The organism is Erwinia sp. 1181_3 (assembly GCF_052824965.1).
Window position 1 is genome coordinate 359,026 of the sequence record NZ_VTDE01000003.1, and the last position, 21,778, is coordinate 380,803.

Consider the following 21,778-nt stretch of genomic DNA (forward strand, 5'->3'; position numbering starts at 1 on the left):
ATTCACTTCAGATAGTCAGGAAACAGATAGCCTTTGTACTGCTCATGCCCGAGAATATACTGTTTGAATTCTGCAGAGTGATAACCGGCAATAATATCTTTAGCGAACTCAGCCTGTTTATTTTTACCGGCGACGGTCACCACATTAATAAATTTACTGCTGGCCGATTCGAGTTTCAGCGCGGAGTCGAGTTTAATGCCGTTGGAGACCGCAAAGTTCCCCTGAATCAGGCCGTAATCGACATCGGGAAGTGCGCGCACCTGCTGTGCGTTATCCATCTCTTTCAGCACGATTTTATACGGGTTTTCCGTAATGTTACGCTGAGAGAAAGTGGCCGCATCGCTGTTGTCGGCGATCTTAATCCAGCCCAGACTTTGCAGGACCAGGGCTGCGCGATACTCGTTTGCCGCCTGATTGGGCACGGAAATAGTGGTGCCCGGTTTTGGGGTTGCCAGCTGTTTGATCTTACCGGCATAAAGCCCCATCGGCGGTGTTGGCACCTGAACAATCCCGGTGTTATCAATGCCCAGGCGTTCATTGACCGATTGCAGGTAAACAGGATGCTGCATAATATTGGCTTCAATATTACCGCGTGCTACGGCATCGTTAACCTGAATGCCATCGCTAAAATCTTTATACTCGACTTTATACCCTTTTTTGATCAAATAAGGGGCAACACCTTTTTCGAACTGCTCTTTATAAGGTCCGGGATTAAATCCGACACGAATTAATTTATCCTGAGCATTAGCAAAAAATGAAGAGGTCGATAACAAAGCAACAACAACGCCGAGAAGAACGGGCTTTTTCATCAATATTTTCCCTGAAAAGAGTGCGAATAAAATTGATTAAATCACAGCCCTCTTCCGGTTGTAAGTAAAACAGCGGCGTTTAATTTTGCTTTTTTGTGATAAGGATAATCAATCATCACATATCTGTTTATTGCACATCGATAGTGATTTTTATCTTTTAGGCCGACATCAACATTAATGTCATATTGAGCCATCACTGTTTAATTCGAGAATACAATGCCTGATTTCGCTGCCTCCCCTCTGGTTAATGCCCTGGAAGAGAACTTATTTAGCGTGCTGGAAAAACTGGCACGAGAGGTGGATACCTCGGAACTGTCACTGATTGACCTGTCGAGCGGCAGCCCGCGACAGCCAACACCGCCTGCGATTATCGCTACGCTGCAAACCACGGCGGCATCACCCGCCAACCATGAATATCCTTCCTTCTGGGGCAAGCCGCAGGTGCGCCAGGCGATCGCAGATTTTTACCTGAACCACTATGGCGTTGAGCTGGACCCGGAGAGCGAAATCGCCGTGTTTCAGGGGTCGCACATCGGTGTGAACGGCATCCCGCGTGCGGTGGTCAGCCCGGGGCAAACGATCATTTCCACCGATCCCTGCTACCCGATGTACCGCTCAGCGGCAGTGCAGTCACAGGCGCAGTTTTACGGCATCCCGCTGGAGGAGAAGGATAATTTCCTGCCCGACTTCTCACGCGTCCCTGAAGAGGTGGCACGCCAGAGCGGGCTGCTGATCCTGAACTATCCGCACAACCCGACCGGCGCGATGGCCACGCCGGCACTGTTCGACGCGGCGCTCGCCTTTGCCCGCGAGTACCACACCCCGGTGCTGCATGACTTTGCCTACGCGGCGATTGGCAGCCATGCCGCCGACATCCCGGCCAGCCTGCTGGCACAGCCGGGAGCGAAAGAATGGGGCGTGGAAACCTATACGATGTCGAAAACGTTCTGCATGGCAGGATGGCGTTTTGGCTTTGCAGTGGGAAATGCCTCGATTATCCGGGCGTTTAAAAAACTGCACACCCACAGTTACAGCACCGTGTTCGGCGCGATTCAGGATGCCGCCATCACAGCGCTGTCGCTGCCTGCATCGCAGATTCAGCAGCTCGCCAACGTCTATCACCAGCGCCGCGAGTGGGTGCTGCAAAAGCTGGCCGCCATGAACTGGCCTGTACCGCCTAATCAGGGCACCTTCTTCCTCTGGCTGCCTGTACCTGACGGAGAGCGTGCCCAGCCGTTCGCCGAGCGGCTGCTGAAGGAGGCGCATATTATCGTGGCCCCCGGCAGCGGGTTTGGTCAGGGCGGCGAAGGCTATATCCGCATCAGCCTGACCGCCGATGATGCCGCGCTGAATACGGCGCTGACACGTATTGACGCCTTAAAGCTGTTTAGCTGAAGGGCTGGCATCGTAACGCTGCTCTCTGACACAACAAGGTAGTCTGGTCGTAAGAATGATTCCGGCATAGCCTCTGTTTTACTGTGTATATGCACAGCATTAACGACAGGAAGAGCAAAGGAGAACATCATGCCAGGATTTAACTACGGTGGTGGCAAAGGTGATGGCACGGGATGGAGTTCAGAGCGCGGAAATGAGCCGAGTCCGGGCGGTGGTAGCAAGGGAAATGCAGGCAATCACGATAAAGGCAAAGGGAGTACTTCTGGTAAGGGGTCGGGCACAACACCGGGTATATCGCGATCGGTCGGTGATGCACTGGCCCTGAAAGCGGGCCTGAATCCGGGGGATTTTACCGGCTATTTTATTAATGCTGATGGTAATGCCATAGGAATAAGCCCTCTTGTCGGTGGCGATGCCTTTGGTGTTAACCTTGGCCCGGCGCCTGCAAATCCCGCTGTCGGCGGTGGCAATAGTGGTAACGGCAATAGCGCTAACACACTGAATCCTTTCAATGCGGTGATTGTGACATTTAAAGGTGACACCTCCGATGCGCGCATTGCCGCGCTGAATAAAATCATTGCCGATAATGCACGGATGGCTAACAGCGGTCAGGCCGGGCAACGGATACGTAATGCAGTAAAAGCCACAAAACAGGCTAAGGCGGAGCTTGCCTTGATTAATGCGGCTCGTAAGCAGAAGGCAGCGAAGCAGGCTGCTGAAGCCCGTGCAAAAGCAGAGGCAGCGGCGAAAACGAAGGCTGAAGCTGAAGCCCGCGCAAAAACAGAGGCAGCGGCGAAAGCGAAGGTTGAAGCTGAAGCCCGCGCAAAAGCAGAGGCAGCAGCTAAAGCACAGAGAGAAGCCGCAACCAACCGCCTTCGATCTGCCAGTGTACAGGCCGTACGCGGCGTTGAGATCGGTACGCCCGCATCCACAGCACCTGCCAGTTGGGCCATCGCCTCAGCGGGTGCCATTACGCTAGGTGAAAACGTAGCGGGTAGCCTGTTATCGCGCATTTCTGCGGTACTGACAGAATTGCGTGGTATTGCCGCCGCCAGTCTGGCCGGGCCGGTGGCCGCGACCCTTGCCGGGTTGTTGTATTCTGAAAAAGTGGGTGTGGGAAGCGATGTGGTTCCCGGCCGGGACATCAGTGCCCTGCTGAGTACCGATACCCTGTCCCTGCCGGACGCAAGCGCACTTCTCCGCGCGGCTGACGCGGGTACCCCGATCGATATGGCAGTGCGCGGACGTCTGATCGTACACGACGACGGCACGCTGGAAACCCAGCTGGTGCGCAGCAAAGTACCGGGAAAGGTGCAGGTGGTACGGGCGGTTCAGGATAGCGTCACCGGCTACTGGGGAGTTACCCTGCCCAAAGTCGCTGATGTACAGGGCCCAACCATTCTGGTCAGCCCTGTCAATCAGCCGGGTGCGGGTTCAGCAACGCTGACCGATCCGGTCCCGGTTCCTGAACAGATCACGCATTTCGGTGGCCCGGTGACGGTCCCACAGGGTCCCACTGTGCTGATCACCCCGGTGGCGGAACCACCAGGCATTCACGATATCATTCTGGTGTTCCCCCCTGAATCAGGCCTGAAGCCGCAGTACATCATATACAACAGCCCGTATGGCGAAACCAATGCCAAAGGTAAATACAGCGGGCGTGATTACAATAAGGACAAGGCGGGTGGCCCCATTCAGAACCTGGACTGGAAAGAGGCAACCATTGACCGTGCCGGTGTCGACAAGGTAAAACTGCACGCAGGGCGCTTTGGGGAATCGCCGGACAATAAAGTGATGATCGAACGCCTGGAAAAAATTCTGACAGGCGAGCTACAGGTGACCGATACCGATAAGCGTTATTACACTCATGAAATCCGGGAGCTGGAACGGTACAGAAATCTTGGGGTTAAAGATGGTACGTTACCGGAAAGCGTTCAAGAAAAAAAATCAGTTTGGAATAATACTCATACTGCGACGTTAGAAGATTATAAAATTAATGAGAGAGAGCAAACGCTCTATACCGATGCGGCTTTACAAGCCGCATATGAACAAGAGTTGAAGGATGCTTTCAAAGGAGATAAATAATGTCTTTAACAGAAATAGTAAAAAATGAAAGTGTAGAGGATGTATTAACTTTCCTTGGGCCTACATCTGATTATACAAAACTGGATAAGCTGTTCACTTATAACCGATATGACGTCATATCCAGCGGAGAGCTTTCTGCAACGTATGACGAATTATTCAGGAAGGGCGTGCTTCAGGACCTGAACGGACAAGCGGTCAAAGGCCCAAACTGGAAAGAACCGAAATTTGTCACTGACAAGAAGTACGGCATTGAGTGAGCTCCCTTAATTTAGCGCCATCCGTCTGGATGGCGTTTTTATTCGATCGACCAGCGCGCTGAATAAAATTCAATAAACGCACGTGCCGCCGGGCCAATGCGCCGGTTGGGCCGCACGCAGTACAACCCGGTTTCGCGCCCGGTCCACTGCGGTAGCACCTGCACCAGATCCCCGGCATTGATCGCCGCCGCCATCGTTAACGCTGAGTGAAAGGCAATGCCGAGGCCGTCGATGCACAGCCGTCGGGCTGCATCTGCGTTGTCCACGTTAACGCGCCCACGGGGTTCCAGCGTGCGCTGTTCACCCTGAGAAAACAGACGCCAGCACAGACCATCCTGGCTGGCCGCAGAGACAATACACGCGTGCTGCCCAAGCTGATCAATCGTTGTGGGCGTGCCTCTTAACGCCAGGTAGGCCTTCGATGCCACCAGAATGCGTCGGTTCTCCAGCATTTTATGGGCAACCAGTGAAGAATCCTTCATCTGGCCAATACGCAGCGCCAGCATTATCCCGTCAGCCACCAGATCGACGTAACCATCAGACAGACGCAGATCCAGCTGCACCTCAGGCCAGGCCTGAAGAAACGCCGCCAGATGTGGCACCACATGGGTATGACCAAACGCAACAGGTGCGCTGACCACCAGCCTGCCCCGCGGCCTGACCTGTTCGTCGCGCACCCGATCGGCGGCATCGCGCAACTGGCCTAACGCCTGCTGGCATTCAGAAAAATAGCGCTGCCCGGTGTCGGTCAGCGACATCGCCCGCGTGGTGCGGTTCAGCAACTGGGTGCCCAGATGGTGCTCCAGCATCTTGATAAAACGACTGACGGAGGAAGGGGTGATCGCCAGCGCTTCCGCCGCACGGGCAAAACTGTTGTGTTCAACCACAGCGATAAAGGTTTGCACTAAGTGCAGAGGCGGCGCAGGCATTATTGCTCTCAATAAACGAATGAATCTTATTGGCAGCTATTATCAAGAAAATTAAGCATGATTAGAATCGTTCTTTTTTTGGAGAACATCTGATGAACACCTCTTCCGCCACCCGGTTCCACGCCCTGCACCACCAGCCCCTCCCTCTGCGTCTGCCCAATGCCTGGGATGCCGGGAGCGCACGCCAGATCGAAATGCTCGGCGCACAGGCGATTGCCACTACCAGCGCGGGCGTTGCCTGGTCGCTGGGCTATCGCGATGGCAACCAGCTCCCGGTCGCAGAGTATGTTGCCCGCGCCGCATCCATCGCCCGCGTGATCAACATCCCCCTCAGCACCGATATCGAAGGGGGTTATCACGAACATCCAGCCTCCGTGGCCGACACGGTAAGACGGATGATTGATGTGGGCGTGGTGGGCATCAATATCGAAGACGGCAGCGCCGATCCACAGTGGCTCTGCCATAAGGTTGAGGCCATCAGAGCCGCCAGCATAAGCGCAGGCGTTGAGCTGTATATCAACGTTCGTACGGACGTCTACGCACGCAATCTGGTCCCGACAGGGGATAGGGCGGGCGAAGTGATCCTCAGAGCACAGAACTACCGGCACGCCGGGGCTGATGGGCTGTTTGTGCTGGGGTTAGTGGAAGCGCAGGAGATTCAGGCGATTGCCAAAAGCAGCGACCTGCTGCTCAACGTGAGTATCTGGCCCGGTCTGCCATCGTTAGATTATTTGAGTGAATACGGTGTGCGCCGCATCAGCGTGGGATCGTGGTTGCCGCAAACGCTTTGGGCGCACAACGAACAGTTAGTGCGTGGCTTCTTATCGGATAATGAGACCGCGCCGCTGATGGCAACGGCGACGCCCTATTCCGCGATCAACGCGCTTTTTTAACGAAAAAACAGCGCCAGAGAGTCAGTTACACCCAGGGGGCATTCCCCCCTGGACGGTCATACGCGGAATGTATCCGTCATCGCCTGAAGACTGTGGACCTGTTCCGCCAGAGAGTGTGATGCGGTTGAAGACTCCTCCACCAACGCCGCATTGCTCTGCGTGACATTATCCATCTGACTGACCGCTGTACTGATTTGCGAAATACCCTGCATTTGTTCACTGGAGGCCAGGGCGATTTCATCCATCGAGGCCGCCAGTTCGCTTACCATGCTCACTACCGCCACAATACTACGCCCGGTATTGTCAGCCACCGTCACACCATTTTCGACTTCTGCCACGGCTTCAGCGATAAGAGACTTGATTTCACGCGCGGCCGTTGCGCTTCGCTGTGCAAGGATGCGAACTTCACCAGCAACCACGGCGAACCCGCGCCCCTGCTCACCCGCACGTGCAGCCTCAACGGCCGCATTCAGCGCCAGAATGTTAGTCTGGAAGGCGATGCCCTCGATGACGCCCGTGATATCACGAATTTTTCCAGAACTGTGCGCAATGTCTTTCATGGTGCTGCCCATTGCCTGGACATGTTCCTCACCTTCCCGCGCCAGTACCGCTGCACCACGTGCAGACGTTGCCGTCTGTGTTGCGTTCTGGGAGTTATTTCTAATGGTGGCCGTGAGCTGCTCCATGCTGGCAGCCGTCTGCTGCAACGCCGCTGCCTGTTGTTCCGTGCGCGAAGACAGCTCGGTATTGCCCTGGGCAATCTCATCCGAAGCCAGTGAGACCGATGCTGCGGTTTCCTTAATCTGCGTCACCAGCCCACGCAGACGGGTCTGCATCACATCCAGCGAGGCCAGCAGACTGGTGGTATCTCTGGCACGCAGTTCAACCGTGGTATGCAGGTCACCATCGGCAATGGCCGAAGCCAGACGCTGGGCCTGGGCAGGCTCTCCTCCCAGTTGACGTTTGATGTGGCGGGTGATCAGCCCGCTCATCAACAGCCCCAGCATGACAGAAGCCACCGTCAGAACGATCAGCGTGAAAAATACGCCGGAGAGGCTTTGCTGCGACTGAACGGCAGTACCTTTCGTCACCCGGCTCTGATAATTGACCATGTCATCAATCGCCGCCAGATAGGCATCCTGGGTGGCCTGAAGAGGGCCGGTAATCAGCGCGCGTTCACCCTGCATGTCATTGGCACTTTTAAGCTGTAGAAGCCGGGTCATAACCGCGACAAATTCCGGCTGCGTTTTCTCAATTGCAGCCAGCAGTCCGGAGGCTTCCTCCACTTCTTTCAGGTTAATGCCTGGCAGCGATTTCGCCCCCTCGACCAACTGGCGAAAATGGGTAATGATCGCCTGATTATCGGCCTGAGCCTGTTCAATTTTCACCAGGGTATCAGACGCAATCGGGCCATTTTCCGTGGCAAGTGCCCGCAGCATCAGCTTGGATTGCAGGCTGGTATTGTCCTTAACCGTTCGCAGTATCTGCAGGTCATCCAGACGCGCACTGGTTAACTTCTGCTGATCGTTGGCATCGGAAAGTTTAATGCCCGCAAAGACCGACACCATCACTCCGCCAGCAATCACCGCCAGAAAGGCCAGGTTCAGCATCACACTGAGTTTTATATTATTTTTTCTGAACATGTTTTCACCTTAGGCAAAGATTGGAATTTCAGGCTCTCTGGCAACTGAGTGAGAGCCCATTCTCAATCTTGTTATCGGCAAAGACGGCAGAATATTCAGCCGGTAACCCCGCAACCGTGTTTCGCAGTAAATGCACGAAAATCACTCATGCTGAGTGGACGGGAAAAGTAAAAGCCCTGAAACGCCGTGCAACCGAACGCCTGCATCACCGACCACTGTTCAGCCGTTTCAATCCCTTCGGCCAGCACTTCCAGCTTCAGCTCAAGCCCCATCCGCGCAATGTTCATGGCGATCACTGCTCCTTTTGGTCCTTCCGTTGCTCCGGAAATAAAGCTGCGGTCGATTTTTATCTGCTCCAGCGGCAGGCGACGCAGATAACTGAGCGATGAAAATCCGGTACCGAAATCGTCGAGGGAGAAGCGGAATCCGGCAGCGGCCAGCGCATGCATTTTCGCCACCACGGTTTCAATATCCGTGGCGAAAACGCTTTCTGTCAGCTCAAGCTTAACGCGCGAAGGGGACACCTGTGTCACTTCGGCCTGGCGTATCAGATTGGGGACGAAGTCTGGCTTCATCAGATGATCAACGGTGATATTCACGGAAAGGGTCAGATGCGCGGTCACCGGGTTATTCTGCCACTGCGCCAGCTCCCGGAAGGCGCTGACAATCACCCAATCGCCCACGGCGGGCATCAACCCTGCCTGTTGTGCATCAGGAATAAATTCCGACGGCGGGACCATCCCCTTGCCAGGGCATTGCCAGCGCAGCAGTGCTTCAGCACCGTTGATCTGCCCGGATGAATTGAACAAAGGCTGGTAGAACAACACAAACTCGTTATTGTACAGCGCATGCTGAATGGCCCTGATTTTTTCGTTGCGGCGGGAGAAGTCAGCATGCATCGCCACGATGCCACCACACAGAATAGCGGTCGCCAAAATGGCATTCACTAGCGAAATAAAGAAGCGCAACGGGTGCGGGAGTGGGCTGGCGAAAGGGAAAATCAGGTCAGCACTGCTGAGGGCCATAAATGACAACAGGCTGGCAGCTATTAGCGCCATCTGCACCCGCGTGGGTTTGCGTTGATAGTTAATGTATCCCACCAGCGCGATGGTAAGAAGATAGAGATGCGTGGTTCTGGGAATACCGTCATCCGGCACATCACACAGCAGACAATAGCCGACCGCATACGCCATATGCACCCCCTGCGCCAGCATCAGCCCGGTGGAAAAGTTGCCACGCATCGCAATTCGCCAGCTACAAACTGCCGCACCTCCCAGCACCAGCAGCGAGATGACAATTCCCCACTCCTCCAGGGCAATGAACACCGCCAGCCATCCCACGATGACCACAAGGCCACTGAGAAAGGCCATCCGGCATATAAATTCAAGGTGTTCATCATTGGGAGATGTCCCCCCTCTTCTTCCTGGCATGACGAAGATCACTCCATATAAATGGACCCGTATTTTATTATATTTTTGTATTCTATTTTACTTTTATAACTTAATTATTACCTGTTCAGATAGCCAGTTATCTGGCCTGACAGTATACATTATATGGAAATCCTGCAGAGGGAGGCCGTTCACGGATCATCATAAGACAAATAATATTTAAAAAGCGGAGAAATCCCCCTCTGATGTTAAAAACCAGAGGGGGATAAAAGGAAGCATTATTTTTTAGCGAGATAGACTTCTTCGCTCCGATAGTCGCCATTTTCATTGTAATAAGTGTAAGACGCGATAATCATATCTTCGCCATTATAGTTTACATAATGTGGCTGTAAGAAGGCCTCGACCGGAAGAATGCGCTTGGTGGTTTTGTCTGCAAGATCGGTTTTCCAGATGCAGGCATAACCACCCTCATTGTCAAAATAGAATGACGAATCCCGTCCCCAGACATAATTGCGGTCATAACTGTAATCCGCCCCTTTGGCGGTATCCGCCTGCGGCAGGAACACGTTCATACCGGCATCCGGCCGGTCATGCGGGAAGACGTACATCCCTTCGTCAATCTCGCTATTGCTGCGATCGGCGGAGGCCAGACGCCACTGGCCGTCCGGGGAAGTCAGCCGGCTGTTGCACTCGTTACTGCCACAATAGCCCACCCACTTCTTGTTGGCGGGTTCGCTGGCTGGCGGGGTCACCTCTATGATATTGCCGATCTCTTTCGCAGACACCTTCAGCGCAAAAGCCTGCGGCGTCGCAAAGTCACTTTCGCTGTTCACCGCCACGCCCGGCGCCCGGTATTCCGCCACAGAATAGAGAATATCGCCTTGGGCTGCGCCGTTTTTATCCAGCAGTGACAGCTCAAGGTTATATCCCTCGTACACCGCCTCTACCCGGGGTTTCTCTCCGTCTTTCAGCCTGAGAAGAAACGCGCCCTTCTTCTGATCTTTTTCGACATACAGCACCACAAAGACAATCAGGTCATTATTCACGATGCGGTGCGTCAGGGTGCTGAGATAATGCCCGCTGGTGCCCACGGTCAGATTGGCAACATCACTGGAGGTGATTAACGAACGGACGCGCCACGGCTCCTCTGACAGCGTGAAACCGGCTTCACTCTTTAATCCGGGGGCGACAGGTTTATCCAGCTTATCGCCGGGACGGGTAAAGACATCACTGATCTTGTGATAAACCCCGGCGCGCGACAGAATTTTATTGCGCTCAATGTAACGCTGCTTAATGCATTCCGCGTCGGTACCACAGCGGTTTCTTTCTGCCAGCCACTTGCGCTGATCTCTGGCCAGCGTCCCCACACCGTAGCTGTTGTCCATCGCTTTCACAAAGTAACCGTTGGTCACGTTATCCAGCCCGGAAAGATACGTATCCGCACAGATAGTTTTTTCCGTTTCATTCAACCCGGTTAACGTGCAGTCAAAACCTGCGGCCAGCGCGTTCTGCGCAGCGAACATCAGGCTTGCGGCTATGAAGTATTTTATTTTCAATATCGTAATTCCCTGGAAAAAATTATCCTGTCTGTTCGCCGATCTGGCGATAGCGCCTGGTGATTAGAGCCCCCCTGAAATGAACGATGCAGGGGACTTTTTTACCAGGCAAATTCTGACCGGATTTGCTCACGGGAACAATAAATTATTTTAACCTTAACTCACAACGACTTGCTCAGAAGATTGCCGCGCTTGAATGACGGCCGAGGGGATACGGGTAGATAGACACGCTGACCTGCTGCCATCTGCCACGCCAGTGATCCGATATTCCGTGGCTGCACGCTGTTGCAGCCCTGCTTTCTCGCCTTCTGCTTATTTCGCCATAAATCACTAATTATCCATTTTTAGGGGTATTGATGGTTTCCTCTCTCCCAAACCTGTCTTTCAACCGCCGTATCCACTACTCTCACCGCAGCGCGACCTGATAAGGGAATGACAAGGATGATTGAATAAAAGGAGGCCACCATGACCGAATTAGAAAAGGATTTACTCGCCAACGGTTTTAGCGAAAACGATTTAAAAAAACTCAGAAGGGCCAGAGAACGGGCGAAACAAGATGAGCAGGTCGAGGGCGATAATGCGTTAGATTATGATGATACGTTGAGAGAGGAGATCAAGGTATTGGGTTCAACTTTCTTGTGCATTACATATGCTATTTTAGTTATACTCATTCTTTTTAATACATCACGAATATCAGAAGAATACTCAACACTAGAGATGATGACACTAAGTTTTATCATTACCGTGTTTGTTTATTTATGTTCAAGCATTGCCAATCCATTAATGCTGGGATTAAAATCATATTTATACAAAAAAAGATTTAAAAATAATAAATAAAAATGCCACACATTAAAATTGTGGCAACTCAGACATTATTATTAAATATTACAGCTCACCACCTGAATGCATTCCATAAATAAACCTCAAGTTATTACCTGAAACAACCACTTCCAACATTAAAGATGCTTTACTCATCCTGCCAACCTGAATATAAAAATCAGATGGAATGAATTTATAGAGTCGCCAGGCATCTGCTTTGAGGCTCATTTTAAAGACACCGTAGGCGGAGCTGACAATCTCCATAGAATGATAAGTTGTAAGCCCTATCCTCCGGTCAAAACCCATAAATTTAGCAACACCTACATAAGCATCTTTTAAAAAATTTGGTGGATCTTCTTTTCCATATAATTTTAAAATATTTTCTAACATTGAAGTCCCACTGCTTATGATAATGTAAGAGCCAGCAATTTTCCCCACCATGGATCCCGCTTTAATTGCACTCCTTGCTATAGAAACCCCGCCTGCTAGCTGCACAGTACCCACGACAAGATTCACAGCATCAATGGTATAACCCAGCTCTTTATTATACTTCTCCATGCTGACTGTAAGAAATATCTTTGCCCGCCCCATCGTCAGCCGGTCGCCCTGAGTGCTGATGTTATTGCTCTCCTCCCTGATATTATTAATGGCGGCTTTGCACTGAGCATCACTTTTAGACTTATTGATTTCATGAAGATTAGCGTTAGCAAACGCTTTCACCTCGTCAAGAAACCGGGCGCGGATAAAGTGATCGCGTATATGTTTTCCGGCAACGATTTCTGCCACCCGGTATAAATCCGAGGCAGCAGACTGCCCCATGGCAGAGAAGTACTTGTTATCGTTACTTCTTCTGTTTAGATAAATATCCATAAATTACTTCTTCTCCTTGAAGTACATTAACTATCTCATCAGGATTTTATTAACAAATTAATTATTCGATGTCACGCGGAAGAGGTACAGAATATCGAGATACACATGGTAACTGCACTTTTTTGATGGAAGGAGATTAAGCTTAATGAAAAATAAATAGTTAATAGTCCATTTTTCATGATGCAGATGAATTTTCTTATCCCAGGACTGTCTTTCAACCGACTTATCCTCTACTCTCACCGCAGCGCGACCTGATAAGGGAATGACAAGGATGATTGAATAAAAGGAGGGAACCATGACCGAATTAGAAAAGGATTTACTCGCCAACGGTTTTAGCGAAAACGATTTGAAAAAACTCAGAAGGGCCAGAGAACGGGCGAAACAAGATGAGCAGGTCGAGGGTGATAATGCGTTAGATTATGATGAGACGTTGAGAGAGGTGATCAAAGATCTGGGCTCAAGCTTTTCATTAATCATATATATAACATTAACCATGCTTTTTCTCTTGAATGCCACATGCATATCAAAAGAGTATCCAACATGGAAAATAATAGAAGGAAATGCCTTTATCATCTGCATTGTCATTATATGCTCATCCGTCGTATTCCCCGTACTGTTAGGGTTAAAATCATGGATGTACAAAAAAAGAAAAAAATAATAATAAGCCACGCTTTACAACGTGGCAATTTACAACTAACTATGGCGTGGACTTATTATTAAAATTCATGCCAGAAATCACCCTCAAATTATTACCAGAAACCAGTATTTCAAGAGTTAACGATGCTCTACTCATCTGGTTAACCTGAATACGAAAATCAGCAGGAATAAATCTATACAACCTATGTGCGCCAGGCTTGAGGCCCAGTCTGAACACGCCATAGGCGGAACTGATGATTTCCATCGAGTGGTCGGCTGTCAGACCTAACTTCTTATTAAAGCCCATGAACTTAGCCGCCCCAACGTAGGCATCTTTCAAAAAACTAGGTGGGTTAGCATCACCATTTAATTTATAAAGACTTTCTGTTGCTGAACTCCCACCGCTAATGGCAACGTAGGAACCTGCGATCTTCCCTATCAGAGATGCCGTTTTAATTGCACTCCTTGCTATAGAAACCCCGCCTGCTAGCTGCACAGTACCCACGACAAGATTCACAGCATCAATGGTATAACCCAGCTCTTTATTATACTTCTCCATGCTGACTGTAAGAAATATCTTTGCCTGCCCCATCGTCAGCCGGTCGCCCTGAGTGCTGATGTTATTGCTCTCCTCCCTGATATTATTAATGGCGGCTTTGCACTGAGCATCACTTTTAGACTTATTGATTTCATGAAGATTAGCGTTAGCAAACGCTTTCACCTCGTCAAGAAACCGGGCGCGGATAAAGTGATCGCGTATATGTTTTCCGGCAACGATTTCTGCCACCCGGTATAAATCCGAGGCAGCAGACTGCCCCATGGCAGAGAAGTACTTGTTATCGTTACTTCTTCTGTTTAGATAAATATCCATAAATTACTTCTTCTCCTTGAAGTACATTAACTATCTCATCAGGATTTTATTAACAAATTAATTATTCGAAGTCACGCGGAAGAGGTACAGAATATCGAGATACACATGGAAACTGCACTTTTTTGATAGAAGGAGATTAACCTTAATGAAAAATAAATAGTTAATAGTCCATTTTTCATGATGCAGATGAATTTTCTTATCCCAGGACTGTCTTTCAACCGCCTTATCCTCTACTCTCACCGCAGCGCGACCTGATAAGAGAATGACAAGGATGATTGAATAAAAGGAGGGAACCATGACCGAATTAGAAAAGGATTTACTCGCCAACGGTTTTAGCGAAAAAGATTTAAAAAAATTCAGAAGAGCCAGAGAACGGGCGAAACAAGATGAGCAGTTTGAGGGAGATAATGACTTAGATTATGACTTTACCTTGAGGCGGGAGATAAATATATTGGGGTCGTGTTTTGTATGGTTTTCATCTGCAATATTATTCATATTGATCCTTTTAAATACATCAGCGATTTCAGAAGGATACACTTTATGGCGAATAATACAGGAAAACCTATTAACGATCATTTTTACTGCTTTAATCTTAAACCTTGTAATTCCACTATCACTGGGCTTCAAATCCTGGCGTTATAAAAGAATAAAGAAAAAATAACCTCAAAAATGCCACGCGCCAACGGCGTGGCATTCCTGTCATATGAGGTCGGGCTTATCTCAAGCTGGCCCCATCCCCGCATCAAAAGTCATTGCCCTGCCGCGCTCATCCATGCGCGCTTTATCGCGACGAAAAGCCATTGATGAACGCAATCCGCCGAACAGGGCACCGCGCTGATAAATCTCGCCTGCACGTTCCAGCAAATATTCATCCTGCGGGCTGATGGCCAGACCGCGATCCACCCAGACTTTTGCCAGATAACGGTTTGCAACGCAGCCAGAACCGGTAAAGAAGGCGTGAGCATAATAGGCGGCGGCGTACTCCTGATTGTCAGGGCGTTCATCGTTCCACAGTGCAGCCAGCACCTCTTCCACCGCAAAGCGACGATCCGCATCGCTGGCGTACTGATTAAACAGGATCAATCCCGACAGCTCACGCGTGGCGCGCTGCCAGACTTCCAGCCCGACATTGGCGGCATTCATCACCCCGATAAACAGATCGCGTGCACGCTGATACTGCTGTGCGTTAACAATCTCGTTTTCACGGGAAATAACGTACCCCAGGTTGTACTGGCAAATCACGTTACCGGCCTCTGCTGCCCGTTCCATCCACGCCAGAGCCTGCTCGCGATTTTCCCAGGCTGTGGCATCGCGGCCATAGCGGCGCGACATCCGGCCCGAATAGAGGTCGTATAATCCTGCCATTGCAGAGGCATCACCGGCGTCAGCCGCGGCCTGCGTCAGGAAAATCCCCGCCTCTTCGGATACAGACTCAAACAGGTTGGCACCTGCCTGGCCGATATCAAGATCGGACTCCAGCGCCAGGCCCAGCGGGATCAGTCGCTCATGGTCAAACTGCCCCTGACGGATGCCATAAAAGCCATATTTGCTGGCCAGCCCCGCCACCAGCACCTCATACTGGCAGTCGCCCCACTGCTGACTGCGATCCAACCACATTGGGCGCAGACCAAAGCTGTCCTCAATACCCGCAAAATCCAGGCAGGAGAGTAAAGAGCTGAACGCATCATGAAGCCCAGGATCGGCAACCGGATGATCAACCTGCCATGCCTTGACCAGCGCATCGTAGGCCCGCTGCATCTCGGGTTGGTTCCAGTGCACCTCACCGCCCTCTTCCGTGCGCGCGTAGTGGCAAAGGAAGTTGGCGTAGTTACGCAGCACAGAAGCATGCTGGCGCGGAGTCAGGTTAAGTGCTAACAGGGCATCATATTGCCGCAGACAAAAAGCAATGTTCTCCCGATCATCCTCCTCCGGCATTAACGCCACATAGCCGAGATAATCCCAGGCCTGTGTCATGCGTAAACCGTTACGTTCACTTTCGGTCAATCCACGACACCAGTCACTGTCGATAAACGCCGACATTTCCTGATGGCTCCCGCCCCAACGCGGATAGAGGAAATGCACCCAGGAACTGAGGATGGTGTACAGATTCGGGCGCGCGTCCAGCGTCAGCCGCAGCCAGTAAAGCTTACTGTTCTGTTGCTCCTCTTCACTGCGCGGCGATAAACATGCCGGCAGGGCCTGAGGGATAATGGCCAGCTCACTGCCCCCTTCCTCGCGCAACCACTGCATGCCAGCGGCCCAGACCTCCGGGTCGACCTCAGACTGGCGCTGCGTATAGCTGTCGGGCTGTTCACCCAGCGCCAGTGCGAATAACCACTGCGGCTCACCCAGATAACAGCTCAGACGGAAAATACGGAACAGCGCATACGCGGGTTTCGGATGCAAAGGTAGCGCGCGCAGATAGGCGGCAATGCCTGAATCACGCGCCAGTTCCGCCCCCATCCAGCGGTCGTCTGTCACGTAATCACCACCATTTTGAGTACGGATACGGCCCGCGGCACGCTCCCAGTAGCACCCCAGTAGCAGATGAGCATGGTAGGAATCAGGATGAAGGGCGACCCACGCCTCCAGCGCGGCCAGGGTCTCAGCCACCGGCTGGAGCGGGTCGAACAGCATGTCGATACTCCACTCATAGTCGTACGCTTCACTGACACCGTTCAGCCAGGGCTGGGATTGCTGTTCAAGTAATGCATCGAGTGCCGCAAACTGCTGGCTGACAAACAACGCACGCAGGTGCGCACGGCGTGCAAGAATTGACGCCAGAGGTTCATAATCAGAGGCCATATTATCTGTTCTTCCTGAGTGTTCGCTCATCGCCCTTCCTTTAAGTCAAATTCAGCGAAAAGTCCCTGAGCTATTGAAAAGTTTCATAAAAGATAATTTTTTGAGCCTTCGTTATATCAGCAATATTGAGCAAATTCAGGATAAAAATGATCCAAACCAGAGAAATTTACATTAACGAGGCTGACCGCTTTTCCTGCTGGTCAATGTGCATCACTTTAGGTAAGCTTGATCTACAAAACTAGTACAAGAGATCAACCATGACCTTTACTTCTATTGACGATGTGAGAAAGAGCATCGACCAGATCGACATCCGCCTGGTGGCGCTGATTGCCCAACGGGGAGAATGTGTAAAAGCCGCCGCGGCATTTAAGAAAGACAGTGATGCCGTACGTGCACCGGATCGTGTGCAGAAGGTGATTGATAAAGTGCGTCAGCAGGCCGCAGAACACCATCTGCCGGAAGAGATTATCGAGAAAGTGTACCGCGCAATGATTGGCGCATTTATTGATTATGAACTGGAACAGCACCGACAACTGAGCGAAAGCAGGACGCCGCCGTCTTCCAGATAACAGGGAGTGGTAGGGTGGTATGCTGTTAATATTGTCCTGTTTATCAGTTGTATTCATCACTAAGGAGTAAGAGATGATCACCTTCCGCTTAATGACAGAAGACGAGTTCCCTGCTTATCTTGAATATTTTATTCCAGATTATGCCAACGAGATAGGGGCAAATTATGGACTATCCCCAAGTGCTTCTCTTGTGAGAGCAAAGCAGGAAATAACAGAAGCGCTTGCGGAAGGCGTTAATACCTGTGGGCAGGTTTTAATGTCCCTGGTTGCGCGATTAGATAAGACTGAAATGCATGTAGGCTATCTCTGGTATAAACCAGATACGATTATGCGTACAGTTTTTATCTACGATTTTCATATCTTCAGCTCTTTCCAGGGCACAGGGCTGGGTAAACAAACTCTTCGCGCCTTTGAAGATAATCTTCGGGAAAAGGGTTTTAAAGAGATTAGACTGCGCGTTGCAGGAGATAATGCTCGTGCTCGCCATATCTATGAGACCAGCGGTTTTGGCGTCACGGGTATCAACATGAGCAAGATTATCGCAGGCCAGAATAACTGATGATATTCATTTGAGACGAGCGTCGGTCTCGCATGCAACCCGCGACGAGACGTTTCCAGGCCCCTGAAAAAACAGACAGCCTCAGTGAGACCCCAGTCACATATTTCCACCCTTAAGTTTACCGGCGAAACCGCTTTACGTCGGTAAGCTACCGCTTAATCCCCCATATCGCCACTCAACGAATTATCCCCCTGCTTTCTGTATAAATTCGCCACCATATCGCTGGTATAAAACTCTTTCGATTGCACACCATCTAACTTCGTATAAATCCAGGTCTCCCTATGAATAAAAACAAGCTATTCAAGCACATACCATGGATGATTCTCGGGATCATCGGTGCGTGTTGTCTGGCCGTGGTCGCACTCAGACGCGGCGAACATATCAGTGCGCTGTGGATCGTTGTGGCATCCGTGTCGGTCTATCTGGTGGCATATCGTTATTACAGCCTCTACATCGCCCAGAAGGTGATGAGACTCGACCCGACCCGCGCGACGCCTGCGGTGATCAATAACGATGGCCTGAACTATGTGCCAACCAACCGTAACGTCTTGTTTGGGCACCACTTCGCGGCGATTGCCGGGGCGGGGCCGCTGGTCGGTCCGGTGCTGGCGGCGCAGATGGGCTACCTGCCCGGCGTGCTGTGGCTGCTGGCGGGCGTGGTGCTAGCCGGGGCGGTACAGGACTTTATGGTGCTGTTTATCTCCCAGCGCCGTAACGGTGCTTCACTCGGTGAGATGATCAAAAATGAGATGGGCCCGGTTCCCGGTACCATTGCGCTGTTCGGCTGCTTCCTGATCATGATTATCATCCTTGCGGTGCTGGCCCTGATCGTAGTGAAAGCGCTGGCTGAAAGTCCGTGGGGCGTGTTTACCGTCTGCTCAACGGTGCCGATTGCGCTGTTTATGGGCATCTATATGCGCTTTATCCGGCCGGGGCGGGTCGGGGAAATCTCCGTTATTGGCGTGATCCTGCTGATAGCGTCGATCTACTTTGGTGGCGTGATTGCCCACGATCCGTACTGGGGCCCGGCACTGACCTTTAAAGACACCACCATCACCTTCACGCTGATTGGCTATGCCTTTATTTCTGCATTGCTGCCCGTGTGGCTGATTCTGGCCCCGCGTGACTATCTGGCCACCTTCCTGAAAATTGGGGTAATTGTTGGCCTGGCCATCGGGATTGTCATTCTGAATCCTGAACTGAAAATGCCGGCGCTGACACAGTACATTGATGGTACTGGCCCGCTGTGGAAAGGCGCGTTGTTCCCGTTCCTGTTTATTACGATCGCCTGCGGTGCCGTTTCCGGCTTCCATGCGCTGATCGCTTCCGGCACCACGCCGAAACTGCTGGCCTGTGAAACCGATGCGCGCTTTATCGGTTACGGCGCCATGCTGATGGAGTCGTTTGTTGCGGTGATGGCGCTGGTCGCGGCCTCGATTATCGAACCGGGTCTCTACTTCGCGATGAACACTCCCCCCGCAGGCCTCGGCATCGTCATGCCAAACCTGCATGAGCTCGGCGGTGCCAACGCGCCAATGATTATGGCGCAGCTGCAGGATGTGACCGCTCAGGCGGCAGCCACCGTCAGCTCCTGGGGCTTTGTGATTTCTCCTGAGCAAATCCTGCAAACCGCGAAAGATATCGGTGAGCCGTCGGTGCTGAACCGTGCGGGTGGTGCGCCAACGCTGGCCGTCGGGATTGCCCATGTGTTTGACAAAATTATGCCAATTGCCGATATGGGCTTCTGGTATCACTTTGGCATCCTGTTTGAAGCGCTGTTTATCCTGACCGCGCTGGATGCCGGTACCCGTTCCGGCCGCTTTATGTTGCAGGATTTGTTGGGTAACTTTGTGCCTTTCCTGAAGAAAACCGATTCACTGTTGGCGGGTGTTATCGGCACCGCAGGCTGTGTCGGGCTGTGGGGCTACCTGCTGTATCAGGGCGTGGTTGACCCACTGGGCGGCGTGAAAAGCCTGTGGCCGCTGTTTGGTATTTCCAACCAGATGCTGGCCGCGGTGGCGCTGGTACTGGCGAGCGTGGTGCTGATTAAGATGAAGCGTACGCAATACATCTGGGTGACGATGCTACCTGCTGTATGGCTGCTGATTTGTACCACCTGGGCGCTGGCGCTCAAGCTGTTCAGCACCAATCCGCAGATGGAAGGTTTCTTCTATATGGCCAGCGAGTACAAAGCCAAAGTGGCCGCCGGAGGTGCTGAGCTGACGGCTCAACAGGTGAGCAATATGAATCATATTGTGATCAACAACTACACTAACGCGGGTCTGAGTATTCTGTTCCTCATAGTGGTGTACAGTATTATCTTCTACGGCATTAAAGCCTGGCTGAACGCACGCCAGTCCAGTGAACCAACCGATACGGAAACCGCTTACGTTCCGGTGCCGAAAGAAGGGGTTAAGGTGTCATCCGGCCATTAACCCTGTTAAAAGACGGGCGAGGCATGCCTCGCCCTTACTCCGATCTGTACAACAGGGAATACATCATGTTCGATAACTTAGGCGCGGCGAAGAAATACCTCGGCCAGGCGGCGCGTATGCTGGTCGGCATTCCTGATTACGATACCTACGTTGAACACATGCAGACCAATCACCCGGATAAACCGGTGATGACCTATAAAGAGTTCTTCCGAGAGCGCCAGCAGGCGCGCTATGGCGGAGATGGAAAAGGCGGCATGCGCTGCTGCTGATGCAAGACGACTATCAAGGTAGATAACCTATGACCCCCATTGCTGTCACGGTACTGACCGGTTTTCTCGGCGCGGGAAAAACCACGCTGTTACGTCATATTCTGCATGAACAGCAGGACTACAAAATTGCGGTGATTGAGAATGAGTTTGGTGCCGTCGCCGTCGATAATCAGCTACTTGGCGATCGCGCCACGCAAATCACTACCCTTACTAACGGCTGTATTTGCTGTACCCGTTCCGGGGAGCTGGAAACCGCCTTGCTCGACCTGCTGGACAGCCGGGATAACGGCGACATCACCTTCGATCGCTTAATCATCGAATGCACCGGCATGGCCGATCCTGGCCCGATTATTCAGACCTTTTTCTCCCATGAGATCCTGTGCGAGCGCTATCTGCTGGACGGCGTGATCGCGCTGGTTGATGCCGTACATGCCGGGCAGCAGATGGATCAGTTTACTCTGGCGCAGTCGCAAATAGGCTACGCCGACCGCATTCTGCTGACCAAGACGGATATCAGTGGCACGCCGCCGGAGCTGATGGAGCGTTTGCAACGCATCAATGCGCGTGCACCGATTTACCCGGTGATCCATGGCGATATTGACCTGGCGCTGTTGTTTGATACCCGGGGATTTATGCTGGAAGAGGCGATCGTCACGCCAAAACCGCGTTTTCAGTTTATCCCACAGCAGCAGAATGCCATCTCCTCCATAGTGCTGGAGCTGGACTACCCGCTGGCACTGGAGGCGGTGTCGAAAGTGATGGAGGATCTGCTGGCCGGTTTTGCCGATAAGCTGCTGCGCTACAAAGGGATGTTGTGGATTGCCGATCAGCCGTGCCGCCTGCTGTTCCAGGGCGTACAGCGACTGTACAGTGCTGACTGGGATCGCGAGTGGCAGGCTGATGAACAGCCTGCCAGCACGCTGGTATTTATCGGCATTGAGCTACCGGAAGAGGAAATCCGTGCGGCCTTTGCCGGCTTAAAACCGTAGC

20 protein-coding genes are annotated in these 21,778 nt (G+C 51.8%); 12 read left to right on the top strand and 8 right to left on the bottom strand.

What is annotated here, in order from left to right; translation table 11 throughout:
- Positions 1–2: 2 nt before the first annotated feature.
- Positions 3–809: a MetQ/NlpA family ABC transporter substrate-binding protein gene (locus FY046_RS10095; RefSeq protein ID WP_133843540.1), complete on the bottom strand. Its 807-nt coding sequence runs from the start codon at positions 807–809 to the stop codon at positions 3–5.
- 216 nt (positions 810–1,025) lie between these two features.
- Between FY046_RS10095 and FY046_RS10100 the strand changes: the two genes are divergently transcribed.
- The 3 genes from FY046_RS10100 to FY046_RS10110 all read left to right on the top strand — a co-directional run bounded on the left by FY046_RS10100 (position 1,026) and on the right by FY046_RS10110 (position 4,546).
- A complete protein-coding gene (locus tag FY046_RS10100; RefSeq protein ID WP_133843542.1) occupies positions 1,026–2,204 on the top strand; it encodes an aminotransferase class I/II-fold pyridoxal phosphate-dependent enzyme in 1,179 nt (392 codons plus the stop codon).
- 129 nt (positions 2,205–2,333) lie between these two features.
- Positions 2,334–4,289 (top strand): S-type pyocin domain-containing protein, encoded by a 1,956-nt coding sequence (locus FY046_RS10105; protein WP_446186009.1) that lies wholly within the window; start codon positions 2,334–2,336, stop codon positions 4,287–4,289.
- A complete protein-coding gene (locus FY046_RS10110) occupies positions 4,289–4,546 on the top strand; it encodes an immunity protein (RefSeq protein ID WP_133843548.1) in 258 nt (85 codons plus the stop codon). The genes FY046_RS10105 and FY046_RS10110 overlap by 1 nt, the downstream gene beginning before the upstream one ends.
- Positions 4,547–4,584: 38 nt before the next feature.
- On the opposite strand, the gene FY046_RS10115 is transcribed toward FY046_RS10110, so the two are convergent.
- Positions 4,585–5,475, bottom strand: a complete 891-nt coding sequence (locus FY046_RS10115; protein ID WP_167864020.1) for a LysR family transcriptional regulator — start codon at positions 5,473–5,475, stop codon at positions 4,585–4,587.
- A gap of 92 nt (positions 5,476–5,567) precedes the next feature.
- On the opposite strand from FY046_RS10115, the gene FY046_RS10120 reads away from it, so the two are divergent.
- A complete protein-coding gene (locus tag FY046_RS10120; RefSeq protein ID WP_212813736.1) occupies positions 5,568–6,368 on the top strand; it encodes an isocitrate lyase/PEP mutase family protein in 801 nt (266 codons plus the stop codon).
- A 56-nt stretch (positions 6,369–6,424) separates the two neighbouring features.
- On the opposite strand, the gene FY046_RS10125 is transcribed toward FY046_RS10120, so the two are convergent.
- From FY046_RS10125 to FY046_RS10135, 3 genes are all read right to left on the bottom strand, one after another.
- A complete protein-coding gene (locus FY046_RS10125; protein ID WP_446186010.1) occupies positions 6,425–8,011 on the bottom strand; it encodes a methyl-accepting chemotaxis protein in 1,587 nt (528 codons plus the stop codon).
- A 95-nt stretch (positions 8,012–8,106) separates the two neighbouring features.
- Positions 8,107–9,381: a putative bifunctional diguanylate cyclase/phosphodiesterase gene (locus FY046_RS10130; RefSeq protein ID WP_446186011.1), complete on the bottom strand. Its 1,275-nt coding sequence runs from the start codon at positions 9,379–9,381 to the stop codon at positions 8,107–8,109.
- Between the two features lie 296 nt (positions 9,382–9,677).
- Positions 9,678–10,955: a lysozyme inhibitor LprI family protein gene (locus FY046_RS10135; protein WP_446186012.1), complete on the bottom strand. Its 1,278-nt coding sequence runs from the start codon at positions 10,953–10,955 to the stop codon at positions 9,678–9,680.
- 465 nt (positions 10,956–11,420) lie between these two features.
- Between FY046_RS10135 and FY046_RS10140 the strand changes: the two genes are divergently transcribed.
- On the top strand, positions 11,421–11,792 hold the full coding sequence (locus FY046_RS10140; protein ID WP_446186013.1) for a hypothetical protein: 372 nt from the start codon (positions 11,421–11,423) through the stop codon (positions 11,790–11,792).
- Between the two features lie 48 nt (positions 11,793–11,840).
- On the opposite strand, the gene FY046_RS10145 is transcribed toward FY046_RS10140, so the two are convergent.
- A complete protein-coding gene (locus FY046_RS10145) occupies positions 11,841–12,644 on the bottom strand; it encodes a DUF4225 domain-containing protein (protein WP_446186014.1) in 804 nt (267 codons plus the stop codon).
- A gap of 295 nt (positions 12,645–12,939) precedes the next feature.
- On the opposite strand from FY046_RS10145, the gene FY046_RS10150 reads away from it, so the two are divergent.
- Positions 12,940–13,302 carry a hypothetical protein gene (locus FY046_RS10150; RefSeq protein WP_133843570.1) on the top strand — a complete coding sequence of 121 codons (363 nt, stop codon included), beginning with the start codon at positions 12,940–12,942 and terminating at the stop codon, positions 13,300–13,302.
- A 39-nt stretch (positions 13,303–13,341) separates the two neighbouring features.
- Here FY046_RS10150 and FY046_RS10155 read toward each other — a convergent pair whose 3' ends face one another.
- Positions 13,342–14,151 (bottom strand): DUF4225 domain-containing protein, encoded by an 810-nt coding sequence (locus tag FY046_RS10155; protein ID WP_446186015.1) that lies wholly within the window; start codon positions 14,149–14,151, stop codon positions 13,342–13,344.
- A 295-nt stretch (positions 14,152–14,446) separates the two neighbouring features.
- On the opposite strand from FY046_RS10155, the gene FY046_RS10160 reads away from it, so the two are divergent.
- Positions 14,447–14,812 (top strand): hypothetical protein, encoded by a 366-nt coding sequence (locus FY046_RS10160; RefSeq protein WP_446186016.1) that lies wholly within the window; start codon positions 14,447–14,449, stop codon positions 14,810–14,812.
- Positions 14,813–14,871: 59 nt separating this feature from the next.
- Here the strand turns inward: FY046_RS10160 and FY046_RS10165 are convergent, their stop codons facing one another.
- Positions 14,872–16,986: a DUF4034 domain-containing protein gene (locus FY046_RS10165; RefSeq protein ID WP_446186017.1), complete on the bottom strand. Its 2,115-nt coding sequence runs from the start codon at positions 16,984–16,986 to the stop codon at positions 14,872–14,874.
- A 227-nt stretch (positions 16,987–17,213) separates the two neighbouring features.
- Between FY046_RS10165 and FY046_RS10170 the strand changes: the two genes are divergently transcribed.
- From FY046_RS10170 to yjiA, 5 genes are all read left to right on the top strand, one after another.
- A complete protein-coding gene (locus FY046_RS10170; protein WP_339505471.1) occupies positions 17,214–17,525 on the top strand; it encodes a chorismate mutase in 312 nt (103 codons plus the stop codon).
- A gap of 73 nt (positions 17,526–17,598) precedes the next feature.
- Positions 17,599–18,084: a GNAT family N-acetyltransferase gene (locus FY046_RS10175; protein WP_167864014.1), complete on the top strand. Its 486-nt coding sequence runs from the start codon at positions 17,599–17,601 to the stop codon at positions 18,082–18,084.
- 281 nt (positions 18,085–18,365) lie between these two features.
- A complete protein-coding gene (locus FY046_RS10180) occupies positions 18,366–20,519 on the top strand; it encodes a carbon starvation CstA family protein (protein ID WP_167864013.1) in 2,154 nt (717 codons plus the stop codon).
- A gap of 65 nt (positions 20,520–20,584) precedes the next feature.
- Positions 20,585–20,788: a YbdD/YjiX family protein gene (locus FY046_RS10185; RefSeq protein WP_133843580.1), complete on the top strand. Its 204-nt coding sequence runs from the start codon at positions 20,585–20,587 to the stop codon at positions 20,786–20,788.
- 29 nt (positions 20,789–20,817) lie between these two features.
- Entirely contained in the window at positions 20,818–21,777 is a 960-nt protein-coding gene (yjiA, locus tag FY046_RS10190) for a GTPase (protein ID WP_167864012.1), read from the top strand.
- The last annotated feature ends 1 nt before the right edge of the window (position 21,778 follow it).